Origin of the sequence: Sphingobium sp. TCM1 (genome assembly GCF_001650725.1) — a bacterium.
Lineage (GTDB): Bacteria > Pseudomonadota > Alphaproteobacteria > Sphingomonadales > Sphingomonadaceae > Sphingobium.
On record NZ_LXVX01000017.1, the window covers coordinates 52156 to 64882 of the forward strand.

General features: G+C 62.2%; 18 protein-coding genes. 8 read left to right on the forward strand and 10 right to left on the reverse strand.

Annotated elements, in window-relative coordinates; all coding sequences use genetic code 11:
* Window positions 1–18: 18 nt before the first annotated feature.
* The gene (locus A7Q26_RS14055; protein WP_232313802.1) at window positions 19–255 is read right to left on the reverse strand and encodes a DUF6961 family protein; all 237 of its coding nucleotides are present in this window, start codon (window positions 253–255) and stop codon (window positions 19–21) included.
* Window positions 210–857, reverse strand: coding sequence for an SOS response-associated peptidase (locus A7Q26_RS14060; protein WP_066860740.1), 648 nt, complete (start codon window positions 855–857; stop codon window positions 210–212). The genes A7Q26_RS14055 and A7Q26_RS14060 overlap by 46 nt, the downstream gene beginning before the upstream one ends.
* Before the next feature lie 188 nt (window positions 858–1045).
* Here A7Q26_RS14060 and xth point away from each other — a divergent pair, with 188 nt between their 5' ends.
* Together xth and A7Q26_RS25200 are read left to right on the forward strand one after the other, a co-directional pair.
* Window positions 1046–1852, forward strand: coding sequence for an exodeoxyribonuclease III (gene xth / locus A7Q26_RS14065; RefSeq protein ID WP_066860743.1), 807 nt, complete (start codon window positions 1046–1048; stop codon window positions 1850–1852).
* A gap of 82 nt (window positions 1853–1934) precedes the next feature.
* Window positions 1935–2141 (forward strand): hypothetical protein, encoded by a 207-nt coding sequence (locus tag A7Q26_RS25200; protein WP_157102556.1) that lies wholly within the window; start codon window positions 1935–1937, stop codon window positions 2139–2141.
* A 163-nt stretch (window positions 2142–2304) separates the two neighbouring features.
* On the opposite strand, the gene A7Q26_RS14070 is transcribed toward A7Q26_RS25200, so the two are convergent.
* From A7Q26_RS14070 to A7Q26_RS25205, 5 genes are read right to left on the reverse strand one after another with little or no spacing between them, the layout of a single operon-like run.
* Window positions 2305–2652 (reverse strand): hypothetical protein, encoded by a 348-nt coding sequence (locus tag A7Q26_RS14070; RefSeq protein ID WP_066860746.1) that lies wholly within the window; start codon window positions 2650–2652, stop codon window positions 2305–2307.
* A complete protein-coding gene (locus A7Q26_RS14075) occupies window positions 2649–3218 on the reverse strand; it encodes an alpha-ketoglutarate-dependent dioxygenase AlkB (protein WP_066860749.1) in 570 nt (189 codons plus the stop codon). The genes A7Q26_RS14070 and A7Q26_RS14075 overlap by 4 nt, the downstream gene beginning before the upstream one ends.
* A 2-nt stretch (window positions 3219–3220) precedes the next feature.
* The gene (locus tag A7Q26_RS14080; protein WP_232313803.1) at window positions 3221–3862 is read right to left on the reverse strand and encodes an SOS response-associated peptidase family protein; all 642 of its coding nucleotides are present in this window, start codon (window positions 3860–3862) and stop codon (window positions 3221–3223) included.
* A gap of 27 nt (window positions 3863–3889) precedes the next feature.
* Window positions 3890–4255, reverse strand: a complete 366-nt coding sequence (locus A7Q26_RS14085; protein WP_066860755.1) for a hypothetical protein — start codon at window positions 4253–4255, stop codon at window positions 3890–3892.
* A 12-nt stretch (window positions 4256–4267) separates the two neighbouring features.
* Window positions 4268–4432, reverse strand: a complete 165-nt coding sequence (locus A7Q26_RS25205) for a hypothetical protein (protein WP_198162942.1) — start codon at window positions 4430–4432, stop codon at window positions 4268–4270.
* Between the two features lie 130 nt (window positions 4433–4562).
* Here A7Q26_RS25205 and A7Q26_RS14090 point away from each other — a divergent pair, with 130 nt between their 5' ends.
* The 4 genes from A7Q26_RS14090 (at window position 4563) to A7Q26_RS14100 (ending at window position 7522) form a co-directional block, all read left to right on the forward strand.
* The gene (locus tag A7Q26_RS14090) at window positions 4563–5324 is read left to right on the forward strand and encodes an ImuA family protein (protein WP_066860758.1); all 762 of its coding nucleotides are present in this window, start codon (window positions 4563–4565) and stop codon (window positions 5322–5324) included.
* A complete protein-coding gene (locus A7Q26_RS14095) occupies window positions 5239–6759 on the forward strand; it encodes a Y-family DNA polymerase (protein ID WP_066860761.1) in 1521 nt (506 codons plus the stop codon). The genes A7Q26_RS14090 and A7Q26_RS14095 overlap by 86 nt, the downstream gene beginning before the upstream one ends.
* A gap of 220 nt (window positions 6760–6979) precedes the next feature.
* The gene (locus A7Q26_RS25615; protein WP_198162943.1) at window positions 6980–7153 is read left to right on the forward strand and encodes a hypothetical protein; all 174 of its coding nucleotides are present in this window, start codon (window positions 6980–6982) and stop codon (window positions 7151–7153) included.
* 51 nt (window positions 7154–7204) lie between these two features.
* Window positions 7205–7522: a hypothetical protein gene (locus tag A7Q26_RS14100; protein WP_157102558.1), complete on the forward strand. Its 318-nt coding sequence runs from the start codon at window positions 7205–7207 to the stop codon at window positions 7520–7522.
* A 136-nt stretch (window positions 7523–7658) separates the two neighbouring features.
* On the opposite strand, the gene A7Q26_RS14105 is transcribed toward A7Q26_RS14100, so the two are convergent.
* The 3 genes from A7Q26_RS14105 to A7Q26_RS14110 are packed head-to-tail and all read right to left on the reverse strand — an operon-like array spanning window position 7659 to window position 8478.
* Window positions 7659–7904, reverse strand: a complete 246-nt coding sequence (locus A7Q26_RS14105) for a hypothetical protein (RefSeq protein WP_066860767.1) — start codon at window positions 7902–7904, stop codon at window positions 7659–7661.
* Between the two features lie 27 nt (window positions 7905–7931).
* Window positions 7932–8087 carry a hypothetical protein gene (locus A7Q26_RS25915; protein ID WP_232313804.1) on the reverse strand — a complete coding sequence of 52 codons (156 nt, stop codon included), beginning with the start codon at window positions 8085–8087 and terminating at the stop codon, window positions 7932–7934.
* A 7-nt stretch (window positions 8088–8094) separates the two neighbouring features.
* Window positions 8095–8478: a hypothetical protein gene (locus A7Q26_RS14110; protein WP_066860770.1), complete on the reverse strand. Its 384-nt coding sequence runs from the start codon at window positions 8476–8478 to the stop codon at window positions 8095–8097.
* A gap of 150 nt (window positions 8479–8628) precedes the next feature.
* Here A7Q26_RS14110 and A7Q26_RS14115 point away from each other — a divergent pair, with 150 nt between their 5' ends.
* Both A7Q26_RS14115 and A7Q26_RS14120 read left to right on the forward strand, forming a co-directional pair.
* Window positions 8629–11895 carry an error-prone DNA polymerase gene (locus tag A7Q26_RS14115; protein WP_066860773.1) on the forward strand — a complete coding sequence of 1089 codons (3267 nt, stop codon included), beginning with the start codon at window positions 8629–8631 and terminating at the stop codon, window positions 11893–11895.
* A 300-nt stretch (window positions 11896–12195) separates the two neighbouring features.
* Window positions 12196–12393, forward strand: coding sequence for a helix-turn-helix transcriptional regulator (locus tag A7Q26_RS14120; protein WP_066860776.1), 198 nt, complete (start codon window positions 12196–12198; stop codon window positions 12391–12393).
* Window positions 12394–12727: the final 334 nt, after the last annotated feature.

Consider the following 12727-nt stretch of genomic DNA (forward strand, 5'->3'; position numbering starts at 1 on the left):
GATAACCGCAACGCCGACTCAGTGTTTTTGGCCAGGACACTCCATTTGGAGCTGATCATATCGGCTCGCTATCGCGATCCATCGCTCGACGCCTGCTTCGTCGCCTGCGATGGCGAGGCTGGTCACGCGCGTGGCTATATGCTCGGCCGCTTTGTCGCCCCAGCGCTTCTCGACCCAGAGCGCCTCGGCCCAATGTTCCTGTTCAGCGGTCATAGGAGACCAGGTCTGGTCGATGACGACCGTGGTTTGTTCCATGGCTCGCTGGTCCGCTCCATGGCGATCAGATCGTCCGGGAAACATCGATCCTGAAAGTCCACAATGTCTTCGAAGGTGCCATGCAGCCAGCGGTCATATTCATCCTCATGCAGGAGGACGGGCATGCGGTCATGCACCGGGCGGATGGCGTCATTGCAATCGGTCATGACGCCGGAATAAACCGGGCCCCATTCGGCGCTGTCCCGCCAAAGGCCCGCCCATGCAAAGATCGGGCGGTCATGAAGCGAGAACCAGGTCCGAGTCTTGCCGCCTTTGGGGCCTTCCGCTTCTGCGAAATGGGTGAGTGGAATGAGGCAGCGCCATTCATTCTTGCGTGCGGCTCCCAGCCAGAAGGGTTTTCGCAGGTCGGCTATATTGTTCACTGGCTTGGGCCTGGAGTCGGGCTTCATGCCCTTGAGACGGACAGGCCAGCCCCAGACCATCGATTGCAAGGTGCGAACGCCTTGGTCTTCCAGCACCACCATCCCTGGATAGCCGGGATAAACCTCCTCAGGCGCATTGAACGGCGTGACAGGGGCCGCGACACCAAAATGCGCGGCGACCTCTGCGGCACTCTTCCTGATTGTATAAAGATTACACACAAGGGAAGGCTATCACTCCTTGCGCGCCGATAAAACCGGCGTGCTCGTTAGCTGCAATCGAACCAGGTCCGACTTCGCTTCAGACCGCTGGACAGCGGCCGCGACGCGCGCACCGGAACAGGAGCAACACACGGCGAGTAATAGTGGATGCCACCTGCAAAGGCATGGATCTGAGATTGCCCCCAGCTATGAAGATCGCCACCTATAATGTGAACGGCGTTAATGGCAGGCTGCCGGTGCTGCTTCGCTGGCTCCATGAAGCCGAACCCGACATCGTTTGCCTACAGGAATTGAAAGCCCCGCAGGAGAGTTTCCCCGAGAGCGCCCTCCGCGATGCCGGTTATGACGCGATCTGGCATGGTCAAAGCCGATGGAACGGCGTCGCGATACTCAGCCGCGCTGGCGAAATCCATGAGACGCGCCGCGGACTTCCGGGCGATCCCCATGACGAACAGAGCCGCTATATCGAGGCGGCGGTCGGCGGTGTGCTCATTGCCGGTCTCTATCTCCCCAATGGCAATCCGCGTCCCGGTCCCAAATATGACTTCAAGCTGCGCTGGTTCGATCGCCTGCACGAGCATCTTGCGTCGCTTGTCGATCTGGACGCGCCGGTGGTGGTCGCTGGAGACTATAATGTCATGCCTACCGATCTGGACGTCTACGCGCCTGATCGCTGGCTCGATGACGCGCTTTTCGCGCCCGAGGTCCGCGCTGCCTATCAGCGCATCCTCGATCAGGGGTGGACCGACGCACTCCGCCACCTGCATCCGCACGAGACCATTTACACTTTCTGGAAATATTGGCGCGGCGCTTTCGAACGCAATGCCGGGTTGCGGATCGATCACCTGCTGCTGAACGCCAAGGCCAAAGCCCGGCTGATCGCCGCTGCGGTCGATACAGCGCCGCGTGGCTGGGAGAAGACAAGCGACCATGCGCCAGTCTGGATCGAGCTTGGTGAGAAAGCCCGGCGGCGCAGACGGACGAAGATCAGCTGATGGACATCGCGGTTCTGCCGGAACGAAGCGGACACCGCCCCGTTCAACGTTCAGCGCCTCTTTGAAATGGTAGGAGTGGACGATGGAAGAACCAAGGCCGGGCCAGAAGCCCGACGCAGAAAATGGCGCTGCTAAGTCAACTATTCACGAACAGGGCGCGCCACGCCCTCAGCCTGTCAGCGACAAGGAAAAAGCGCAGATCGCAGAGGGTCAGGAAAGGGCACGGCGTGATCGTGATGACGCGCTCGCTTCGGGTCATGGCGATCATAAAGGTGAGGAAGGGAACTGAGGCCGAACGCCGGTGCAGCGAGCAAAAAAGAAGGCCGGTCCCGCGGGGCCGACCTTATTGAGTTTTAGGAGAGGATGCCTGAAAGGCAGGGACGCTATGGCGCCAGATCCGTGCGCCCGCAAATGCGAATTAAACGCCGGTCAATGCAGTTTTTGCAACCGGGTCATTCGTCCTCAAGACCGAGCGCTGCAAACCAGTGCGCATATGGCGTGTTGCGCGCAAGGTGCCGATTATAGTCGGGTGCTCCATCGCTCCACCAGACCAGCCCGCGCTCGCCAAGCCGCCGTTTGGCTGCATCGACGAGGTCGCGGGCGTGACGTTCCGCAGCGCCATCGCCTGCGCGCTTTGCTTCGCCGACATGTTGCCGGGCGTTCATCAATTCCTTGATCAGATGCGTGCGCTCACCTTCGGCAAGGGCGGGATTGCTCAGACGCCAGAGGCGCCCCCGCACGACGAAATAGCGACTGTCAGGCGTGACAGGATATTTTGTCAGTGCCGGTTGGTTGGTCATCGACCGGGCTTGAGGCTGCGAAAGGTGATGGACCAGCGCGCCTCTTCCTGTTCTGCAATACTATGTTCCCACTCATGCCGCACTTCGCCGGCGAGATGATAGATAGAGCGCGGTTCCAGTGATACCGAGCGGCGGGCAAATCCTCGCTCATTCCGCCGCCGGAAGCGCATTGGTGCTGCTGCGCCAAGCGAAAGACCGACGACATGCTCGAACACCGGCCGATCCTTGTGCCAGCCAATGCCTGCCCCGGGATCATAGCGGATGAGTAATGCCTGGACGAGCGTATCAGGAGACAGGCCCGCAAAATCCGCCGCGCGATCGCGGATGGGAAGCAGCCAGCGGGGCAGGGGATCAGCGGCTTCAAACCTGCCCCGTTCGAAATCATAGCTCCAGCCATAGCTGTGGGTGAGCCGCTTGCCGGTCCAGCGCTGGAAGCGAAACGGGAGAAGCGGCGCCGTGGCGATCCGCTCGATCAACTCCGTTTCTTCAGCACGGCTCAAAAAATCGGGCGCGTAGCGAAGCCCCGGAATCTGGGACGGGGCGAAGAGATCAATCTGCTCAGCCATGGTCACAGCAGCGCCAACTGGCCGTCAGCCGAAGGCGGGCGCTTGCCGCTCCGCCACACATCCTCGGTCGCCTCGACGCGGAAGCGCTCGGCCGAGAAGGGCGAACGGAACTGAAAGCCGATCACCTCCCGGATCGAGCCGTGAAGCCAGCCGTCATATTCATGGGGATCGAGCAGTACCGGCATACGGTCATTGGTGGGTCGCACGGCCTCATTCGCCTCCATCGTCATGCCGGCATAGACCGGGCCTTGCTCGGGCATGTTCCGGCAAAAGCCCGCCCAGGCCATCAGGGGCTGGCGCTTCAACGAAAACCAGGTGCGGGTCCGTTCGCCCGGCACACCGTCGGGATTGGCGAAATGGGTAAGGACGATGAGGCACCTATAGCGCGCATCCTCGGCCAACTGATCCCACATCGGATTGGTGAGATCGGCGACCAGACCGATCCGGCCGGGTTCCTCTCCTCGTTCCCGCATCTCGCGGGTGAGGCGCCGAAATCCCCAGGTCACGCCGCGCATGATCCGTCGGCCTTTGTTTTCGAAGATCACCAGCCCAAGCGCGCCTTCGGTGGTCTCGGATGGAAGCTCGATCGCGGCCGGCATATCGGCGCTGAAATGCTCTGCAACCTCGCTTATTCCCGCCGCCATGCAATGCAATCTCGACATGGGAGCTAATCAGTTTGGTTTCTGGCCGTCGCCGGCAGCAAGGTTGAAACGGTCGAGCAGAGCATCGATCGGATGGATGCCGGTTTCTTCAAAGGCGGAGCGTAGATTCTGGGCATGCTGTCCCAGCATCTTGCCATAGGTTTCGGCGCCTTTGCGCAGGCTCTGCCGTGTCGGGAATTCTGGCGCCTGCTCCATGACGCAGGCGAGGCCCATCAAAATGCCTTCGACCGCCAGATCGGGATCGACTGTCTGATCGCTGTCCCGGACCGCTGATCCCAGGATCAGTTCCAACGTCTGCTGGGCAACGCGAAGCTGCGTCGCTTCGCTCTGCGGCAGGCTATCGATGCCTTCAATGGCGATGATGCGTGCGGTCATGCTGCTGCCTCCTTACCAGGGAATTTCATCGTCGGTGACAAGTTCGGGATCATGCGCGGCATGATAGCGCGGCGGCATCGAGTCGCGTTCCGATTCGTTGGCAGGCTGGACGACCGAAGGCTCTCCCACAGCCTCCTCGCCATGCTTGGGGCTCAATTTTCTTCGCTGCGTGGCCATTGGTTTTCCTGCCTTGTTTCAGAAGCGTTTCGCCTGACACGTCGTCTGTTCGACTCCGCCCCGTTGACTTGGCTTCAGTATAGAACAAAATAGGAACGAATCCAACCGCGAGCCAGAAGGAGGCCCTTCAATGACGGAAAGAGGGGCGCGTCCCCGTGTTGCTGCCTTGCGCGCCCAGATTGCCGAGATCGAGGGTGCAGAACGTCGGCGCAAAGAGGTTTTGCCTTTCGGACTGGAGATAGTGGACGCCAAACTGCCTGGTGGCGGGCTGGCGCTCGGTGCGCTGCACGAAGTCGCAGGTGGTGCCCAGGGCGTGACCGACGGTGCGGCCGCTGCGCTGTTCACCGCCGGCATTCTCGCGCGGGTGAGTGGCAGCATCCTTTGGTGCATGACCGAGCCCGATCTGTTCGCACCCGCGATTGCGCAGGCGGGGCTCGATCCCGATCGCGTCATCTATGTGGAAGCCCGCGATGAGACGGCAGTGCTCGCCTGTTTCGAAGAAGGGCTGCGCCATGGCGGCCTTGGCGGGGTGGTGGCGGAACTCGCGCGGCTGTCGATGACATCTTCGCGGCGCCTCCAGCTGGCGGCCGAGAGCAGCGGCACCATCGGCATTGCGATCCGGCGCTGGCGGCGCCTGGCCGAAGCGTCGGACTTTGGCCAGCCCACGGCGGCCGCGACGCGATGGCGGGTGACTGCCGTTCCGTCTGAACCCTTGCCAGTGCCGGGGGTTGGTCGGCATCGCTGGTTTGTCGAGCTCATACGGTGCCGGGCAGGGGAGAGCGCCGATTTTCTGGTGGAAGCCTGCGATGCGACAGGTTGTCTCGCTCTTCCTGCCGACTTGGCCGACGGATCGGCTGCGTCGCAGGCTTGGGCAGGGCGCGCCGCCTCCTGACGCGCCGCTGATCCTTGCTGGCATGGACAGGCAACGCCGGGTGATCACCGCGGCGAACGCAGCCGCGCGCATGACCGGTCTGTATGCAGGCATGGCCGTTACCCAGGCGCAGGCGCTGGTGCCCGATCTTCTCATCATGGATGCCGAGCCGCAGGCGGACCGGGAAGGACTGGAGCGTCTCGCGGTCTGGTCGCTGCGCCGCTATGCGCCGATCATAGCGGTCGACCCGCCTGATGGGCTGATGCTCGACATCACCGGCGCAGCACATGCCCATGGCGGCGTCATGGGCGTGCTCAAGGACGTGGTGACGCGACTTGCGCAGGTAGAGACGGCGGCGCGCGCAGTGTGCGCGCCCGCCTATGGCGCCGCACACGCGTTGGCGCGCTACGGTGTCGAGCCGCTACGCGCCATCGATCCGTTGCAGCTGCCCGACGCCATCGCGGACCTGCCGATAGCGGCGCTTCGCCTCGACCAGCCTGTCGTCATTGCCTTGAGCAAGCTGGGCCTCGATACGATCGCCGATCTGGAAGCCATGCCGCGGGCCTCGCTCGCGCTGCGCTTCGGCTCGATGCCGGGCCTGCGGCTCGATCAGGCTTATGGCCGAGTTTCCGAGCCCTTCGAGCCGGTGACGGCGCCCGAGCGCATCGAGGTCGAATGGCGATTTGCAGAACCGATCGGCGCACCCGAGACCCTTGCCCGCTACACGCACAAGCTGGTCGAGAGCCTCTGCCAGCAGCTGGAGGAAGCCGGCGTCGGCGCGCGGCGGCTGGATTTGCGCTTCTACCGTGTCGATAACCGGATCGAGGCGATCCGGGCAGGGCTTGCCAAGCCGAGCCGGGACAGGAAGCAGATGGGAAGGTTGCTCTGTGATCGGATCGAGACGGTCGATCCTGGCTTTGGTGTCGAAAAGATGCTGCTCGCCGCGCCTCTGGTCGAGCCGCTTGGTCTTCGCACCATCTCGCATCTGGGTGAGACGCCGATGCCCGATGTCGCGGCGCTCGTCGACATATTGGGGAACAGGGTGGGGGAGGAGCGGCTCTACCGGGTTGCTGCGCGGGAGAGCGATATTCCCGAACGCTCCGTCACCCGCATTCCGCCCATGGCTGACCCGACACTGCTGCGCTGGCCCGAACGCTGGCCACGCCCGGCCCGGCTGTTCCGGCGGCCTGAGTCCATCGAGACCATAGCGCTGTTGCCTGATCATCCGCCGGTCCATTTCGTCTGGCGCGGCATGCGCCGGAAGGTGAAACGCGCGGATGGGCCGGAGCGCATCTATGGCGAATGGCATGTGAGCGACGAGGAGTGGTTGAGCGTGCGCGATTATTTTCTCGTCGAGGATGAAACGGGCGCGCGTTACTGGGTGTTCCGTCAGGGCGATGGCGTGGACAGTGCCACGGGCGGGCAGGGCTGGTTCCTGCATGGCCTCTTCGCTTGAGCGACAAAATCGGCGGTGTGTACAGCTTCGTGAAGCAGGTGCCGATCGCAACGAAAAGCGAACCCTTCTGCCCTGCCATTTCCGAGGAACGCGATCGGACGCGGCCCATCAGCCGCGATCGAGGATAGCGCGCGCGCTTTGCCATTTTCCGTAACACATCTACAGCATGGGTATATTTGCCATGTTGCCGCGCCAGCATCGCTAGACCATAGGCTCCTCAATGGCTGATGAAACAAACGCTATAATTTTACGGGTGGTTGAGCGCGCCCCGCAATGGCTGCGCCACGATCTGGAATCGAAGGACGCCGCCGCGCGCCGCCGCGCGGAAGAAACATTGGCGGCGATGATCAGTGATGCGCTCGCCAATGGAACCGGCGCCAACCGGGAGGATTAAGCGCGGAACTTCGTTGCAGGGCGAGGATAACTAAGCGTCGTGGAGAATGCGGTGTCCGGATTGTCTCTCGTCCTTGCCGTGGTGTTGATCGGAGCGTCGATGGCGTCTGTCGCCGAGCCTCATGAAGCGCTGCACATCATGTGCGCACAGGGCCGCACCTTTGATGTCCGGATCAGCGCTGACCAGGCCCGCGTCCAACTGGCCGATGGCCAGTTGCTGCTCACCCGCAAGCCGTCATCGCTGGGCGATCATTTCCGTAATGACGATGCGACGCTGATCATTGACGAGGATTTTGTCGCCTTCGCTCAGCGAGGGGACTGGGATTGGCAGGATTGTCATGTCGATCCGTCTTTCGGTCCGAAACGGTGACGAAACCATCTTGAAAAGCCACCGCAAGAGCATAGCCTGAAACTGTCGCTCTTTTCCCCTTGAGCGGCACGTCCCTGACCTCACCCCGCCGTGAAGCTTTGCTCCGGCGGGGAGTCTTTGATTTAATAGCGTAGTGTCAGGCTGCCGCGGAGAGCGGAAGCATGGCGCTCAAATTGGGGGCATGGCCGCTGCGGGCCTGGATTTTTTCCTGATAGGTAAGGCTGCTGACCGCAGCCTGATCGCCATCTTCAAACTCATTCCTGCTGGTTTCGAGGATCCCGCTGTGGTCGCGAACCTTGCGGTCAGTCGCCGTGCCGATGATGGCCTGTGCCCCTTCCGAGCCAGGGAGCGGGGCTGCAGCTTCACGTGACGGCTGGAACAAGCCGGTGGTTCTTGCTGGCTGGGCCGGTCAGCTATCCGCTCTCCAGCGATCCAGCGCAGCGTCATATTTCTTGCGGGCGGCATTGATGGTTGCTTCGAGCTTGGCCAAATCCTTTTGTCCTGTGGCCCGGAGCCGCGAAATCTCGTCCTTCAGCCGGGCGCGCTGATCTTCCAGTGCCGACAACTTGGCATCAAGCGCCTGTTGCTGGGCCTCCAGCTTTTGTTCGGCCGCGTCGAGCGCGGCCCGATTTGGCCGGGGGGCGCGGCTTTCTGCGCCGAGGCGGCGCGGCGGGTGAGACGTCCGGCGTCTCCTTGGCCGGGCGTGCCGGCGGCTTCGATTTGGCCAGCGACGCGAGATGCTGCGCAGCGCTGCCGCGGGGCACTTTGATTACCGTGCCGGGCTCGGCCAGTGGCGCCTTCATGAGCTTGGGATCGGTCACCTGCTCGGCAAGGCCGCTCGCGAAGAGATTACTGTCGGCACCCCATGCCTCCAGTGCCTTCTTCTGGCTAGGCACGGCGACATAGGCGTCATGAAAGCCGATCGGGGTTCGAAACACCTTGAGTTTGGCGGCCATCGTCTCGTCTCCCAATCCCTCACCCTGGTCAGCGGGACGCCATCTCAACGCAGATGGGCGCAAATCGGCTGCACGCGCGATTGACTCTTTGGGCGTCAGAACAAATAGCGAACAATATGCGCTGTGATGTGAGAATCGGCAGGTGCCGCCATGCGATATGCTGAACTTCAGTGCGCCTCGCACTTTTCCTTCTTACGCGGCGCGTCGAGCTGCGAGGAGCTATTCGCCCAGGCGCAGGCCTGCGGTCTCGAGGCGCTCGCCATCACCGACCGCAACAGCCTGGCCGGGATCGTTCGCGCCCATGAGGCGGCGAAGGTCACCGGGGTCCGGTTGATCGTCGGCTGCCGGCTCGACCTTGCCGAAGGGCAGTCTCTTTTGGTCTATCCCATGGACCGACCTGGCTATGCTCATCTCTGCCGCTTGCTCAGCCGCGGCAAGAAGCGGGGCGGGAAGGGCAAATGCATCATCGGTTGGGATGACGTCGCGGATTTTGCCGAAGGGCTTCTCGCCATCTTATTGCCGGCTGAGGTGGAGGAGGCGCAGGCCGTCATCGATCGCTTCGCCGGGATATTTGCTAGACGGGGCTATCTGGCGCTGACGCTGCGCCGTCGGCCGGGCGACCAGCTTCGCCTGCATAATCTCTCCAACTTGGCCGCGCGCCATCGCGTGCCGACCGTAATCACGGGCGACATCCTCTATCATCATCCGCATCGCCGGGTGCTCCAGGAGGTCATGACCTGCACCCGCCATCGCTGCACCATCGATGAGCTGGGCGCGCGGCGCGAGCTCTATGCCGACCGCTATCTGATGCCGGCGGCCGAAATGCACCGGCTCTATGGCCGCTATCCCCAGGCGCTTGCGCGGACACTGGAAATCGCCGAGCGCTGCCGTTTCTCGCTCGACGCGCTCAAATATCAATATCCGCAGGAAGTGAGCACCTCTGGGCAGACGCCGCAGGCGGCGCTGGAACAGATGAGCTGGGTGGCGGCGAAGGCCCGCTATCCTGACGGCGTGCCCGACAAGGTCGCGCGCCTGCTGCGCCATGAGCTGGGGCTGATCGCCGAGCTTGGCTATGCGCCCTATTTCCTGACGGTGAACTCGATCGTCCAATTCGCGCGGAGCCGGGACATTTTGTGCCAAGGGCGGGGATCGGCGGCCAACAGCGCGGTCTGCTATGTGCTGGGGATCACCTCAATCGACCCGGAACGCTCCGACCTGCTGTTCGAACGGTTCATCAGCCAGGAGCGCAAGGAGCCGCCCGATATCGATGTCGACTTCGAGCATGAACGGCGCGAGATTGTCATGCAGTGGGTGTTTGACACCTATGGCCGCGATCATAGTGCGCTCTGCTCGACCGTTATCCGCTACCGCGCCAAGGGCGCGATCAGGGATGTCGGCAAGGCGCTGGGCCTCTCGGAAGATCTGATCAAGGCGCTCTCGGGTCAGGTCTGGGGCTGGAGCGAAGAGGGCGTGCAGGAGCGCCATGCCGCGCAGCTCAACCTCAATCTCTCCGACCGGCGGCTGCGGATGGCGCTGGATCTCGCGCGGGAACTAATCGGTACGCCGCGCCACCTCTCGCAACATCCCGGCGGGTTCGTGCTGACCCACGACCGGCTCGACGAACTGGTACCAATCGAGCCCGCCGCCATGGCGGACCGGCAGGTGATCGAGTGGGATAAAGACGATATCGACGCGCTTAAATTCATGAAGGTCGACTGCCTGGCACTGGGCATGCTGACCGCGATGAAACGTGGGTTCGATTTCCTGGAGCAGCATAAGGGCATCCGCATGGATCTGTCCTCTATCCCGCCCGAAGATCCCCGCACCTATGCGATGATTCGCGCCGCCGACACGCTGGGCGCCTTCCAGATCGAGAGCAGGGCGCAAATGGCGATGCTCCCGCATATCAAGCCGCGCACCTTCTATGATCTGGTGATCGAGGTGGCGATCGTGCGGCCGGGACCCATTCAGGGGGACATGGTCCATCCCTATCTGCGCCGCCGGGCGGGCAAGGAGAAGGTCGAATATCCCAAGCCGGAGCTGGAAAAAGTGTTGGGCAAGACGCTGGGCGTACCGCTGTTCCAGGAGCAGGCGATGCGAGTCGCGATCGAATGCGCTGGGTTTACCGCGTCTGAGGCGGATCAACTTCGACGCGCCATGGCGACGTTCAAGTTCACCGGCGGCGTGTCGAAGTTCAAGGAGAAGCTGGTGAGCGGCATGGTTGAGCGGGGTTACACCGCCGAGTTCGCAGAGAAGACTTTCGGACAATTGGAGGGCTTTGGCAGCTACGGGTTCCCCGAAAGCCATGCGGCCTCGTTCGCGCTGATCGCTTATGCGTCATGCTGGCTCAAATGCTGGCATCCCGAAATCTTCTGCACAAGCCTACTCAATGCTCAGCCCATGGGCTTCTACGCGCCCGCCCAGATCGTGGCCGATGCCAGGGCGCACCGGGTTGACGTGCGGCCAGTCTGCATTAACGCCTCGCGCTGGGACTGCACGCTCGAGCCAACCGCGGGCGACCGGTTCGCGGTGCGGCTCGGCATGCGGATGGTGACCGGGCTGAAGGAGGCGGACGCCGCCCGGATCATCGCGGCGAGGGCAGATGAGCCGTTCGTCAGCGTGGAGGAATTATGGCGTCGGGCCAGTGTGGGGGCAGGGGCACTCAATCGACTGGCGGAGGCCGATGCCTTTCGTGCGTCACTTGGGCTTGCACGGCGCGAAGCGCTATGGGCGATCAAGGGGCTGCGTGACGAGCAACTACCACTGTTCGCGGCCGCCGACGCGCGGGAGAATGGGTTCGTTCAGGAGATTGTCGAACAGCCGTTGGCGTTGCGGCCGATGAGCGAGGGCAGAGAGGTGGTGGAGGATTATGGTCATGTCGGCCTCACCCTTCGCCAGCATCCCCTGTCGTTCCTGCGCGAGGAATTGCTCCGACAGAAGATGGTACCATGCAGCGCGCTCGATACCACCAGGGATGGGCGCTATATCTGGCTGGCGGGGCTCGTTCTGGTGCGCCAGCGGCCGGGGTCAGCCAAGGGCGTGATGTTCATCACTATCGAGGATGAGAGCGGGATTGCCAATCTCATCATCTGGCCACGCATGTTTGAGCAGAATCGTCGGATCGTCATGGGTGCGCGGATGCTGGGGCTATATGGCCAGGTGCAGCGGGAGGGGGAGGTTGTCCATGTTATCGTGAGGAAATTGATCGACATGTCGCCGTTGCTCGGATCGCTAGGGCAGAAAGGAGAGGCATTTCCTCTTCCCTACGGACGGGGTGACGGGGCGCGGAGCGGTGGGGGACCCGACCCAAGGGAGAGTTCGGCAAGGCAGCCTGCCGCACGGGATATTCTCGTGCCGGACCTTCATATTGATCAGATGCGCGACAAGTCCTTGGTAAAGAGCCGGAATTTTCATTGAGTCAGGCGTCGATCCGTTGGCGCCAAGCTTCACATTATACGCAACGTTGGAATGGATGGTCATGGAGTTCACAATTGGCATCGCACATCTAGCAGTCGGTATTTCAGCGGTTCTCTCACCGGGCTCGTAGCCTACCGGATCATCCTAGTTCGCCACTGAAGGGCCAGCGCCTGGAGAAAGGCAAAGTCGTGCTTCGCAGCGTTGCGCTTGACGTGAGAAATCGCGCATTGACTTGAACATCGTGAAGACAGGACCATATGTCATTCAGGCGGGCAGACCGATCCTAAGGATTGGTACGCCATGAAAGATTTCGAAGAGCAGTTTTTGCGCATCGGCAAGGTCATCGAGAAGACTGGCAAGCCGAGGGCATCGATATACCGCGAGATGCAGGCCGGGACCTTTCCCCGACCCGAGCGCATTGGACCACGCGCCGTCGCTTGGCGCCTTTCTGAACTGTCCCGCTGGATGCAGGCTCCTCGCGACTACCATTTGGATTGAAACCACTGGAGCGGGGCGGTCGTCGCAGGATCTGCCAGCTCATGTTCAGCGGCAGGTTCTCGGCATTGCGCCTCCGCTGCGTCGAGATAGTCTCCCCACCAATTGAGCATCTTCCTCCGATGGTCCAAGTAGCGCGCCGAATTGTAAATGCCTCTGACCCCGCGGGGGACATGAGCAAGCTGCAACTCGATCCAGTCAGGCAGAAATGAGGATCAGCGTGCAATAGGCACCCCCTTCGTGGGGTGATCGGCGTGCAAAAAGGACCCCTTCATCCCGGGGATTTAGTCGGCCGACTGGTTTTGATCAGTTGGCGAGAACGGGATGTTGATCGTGG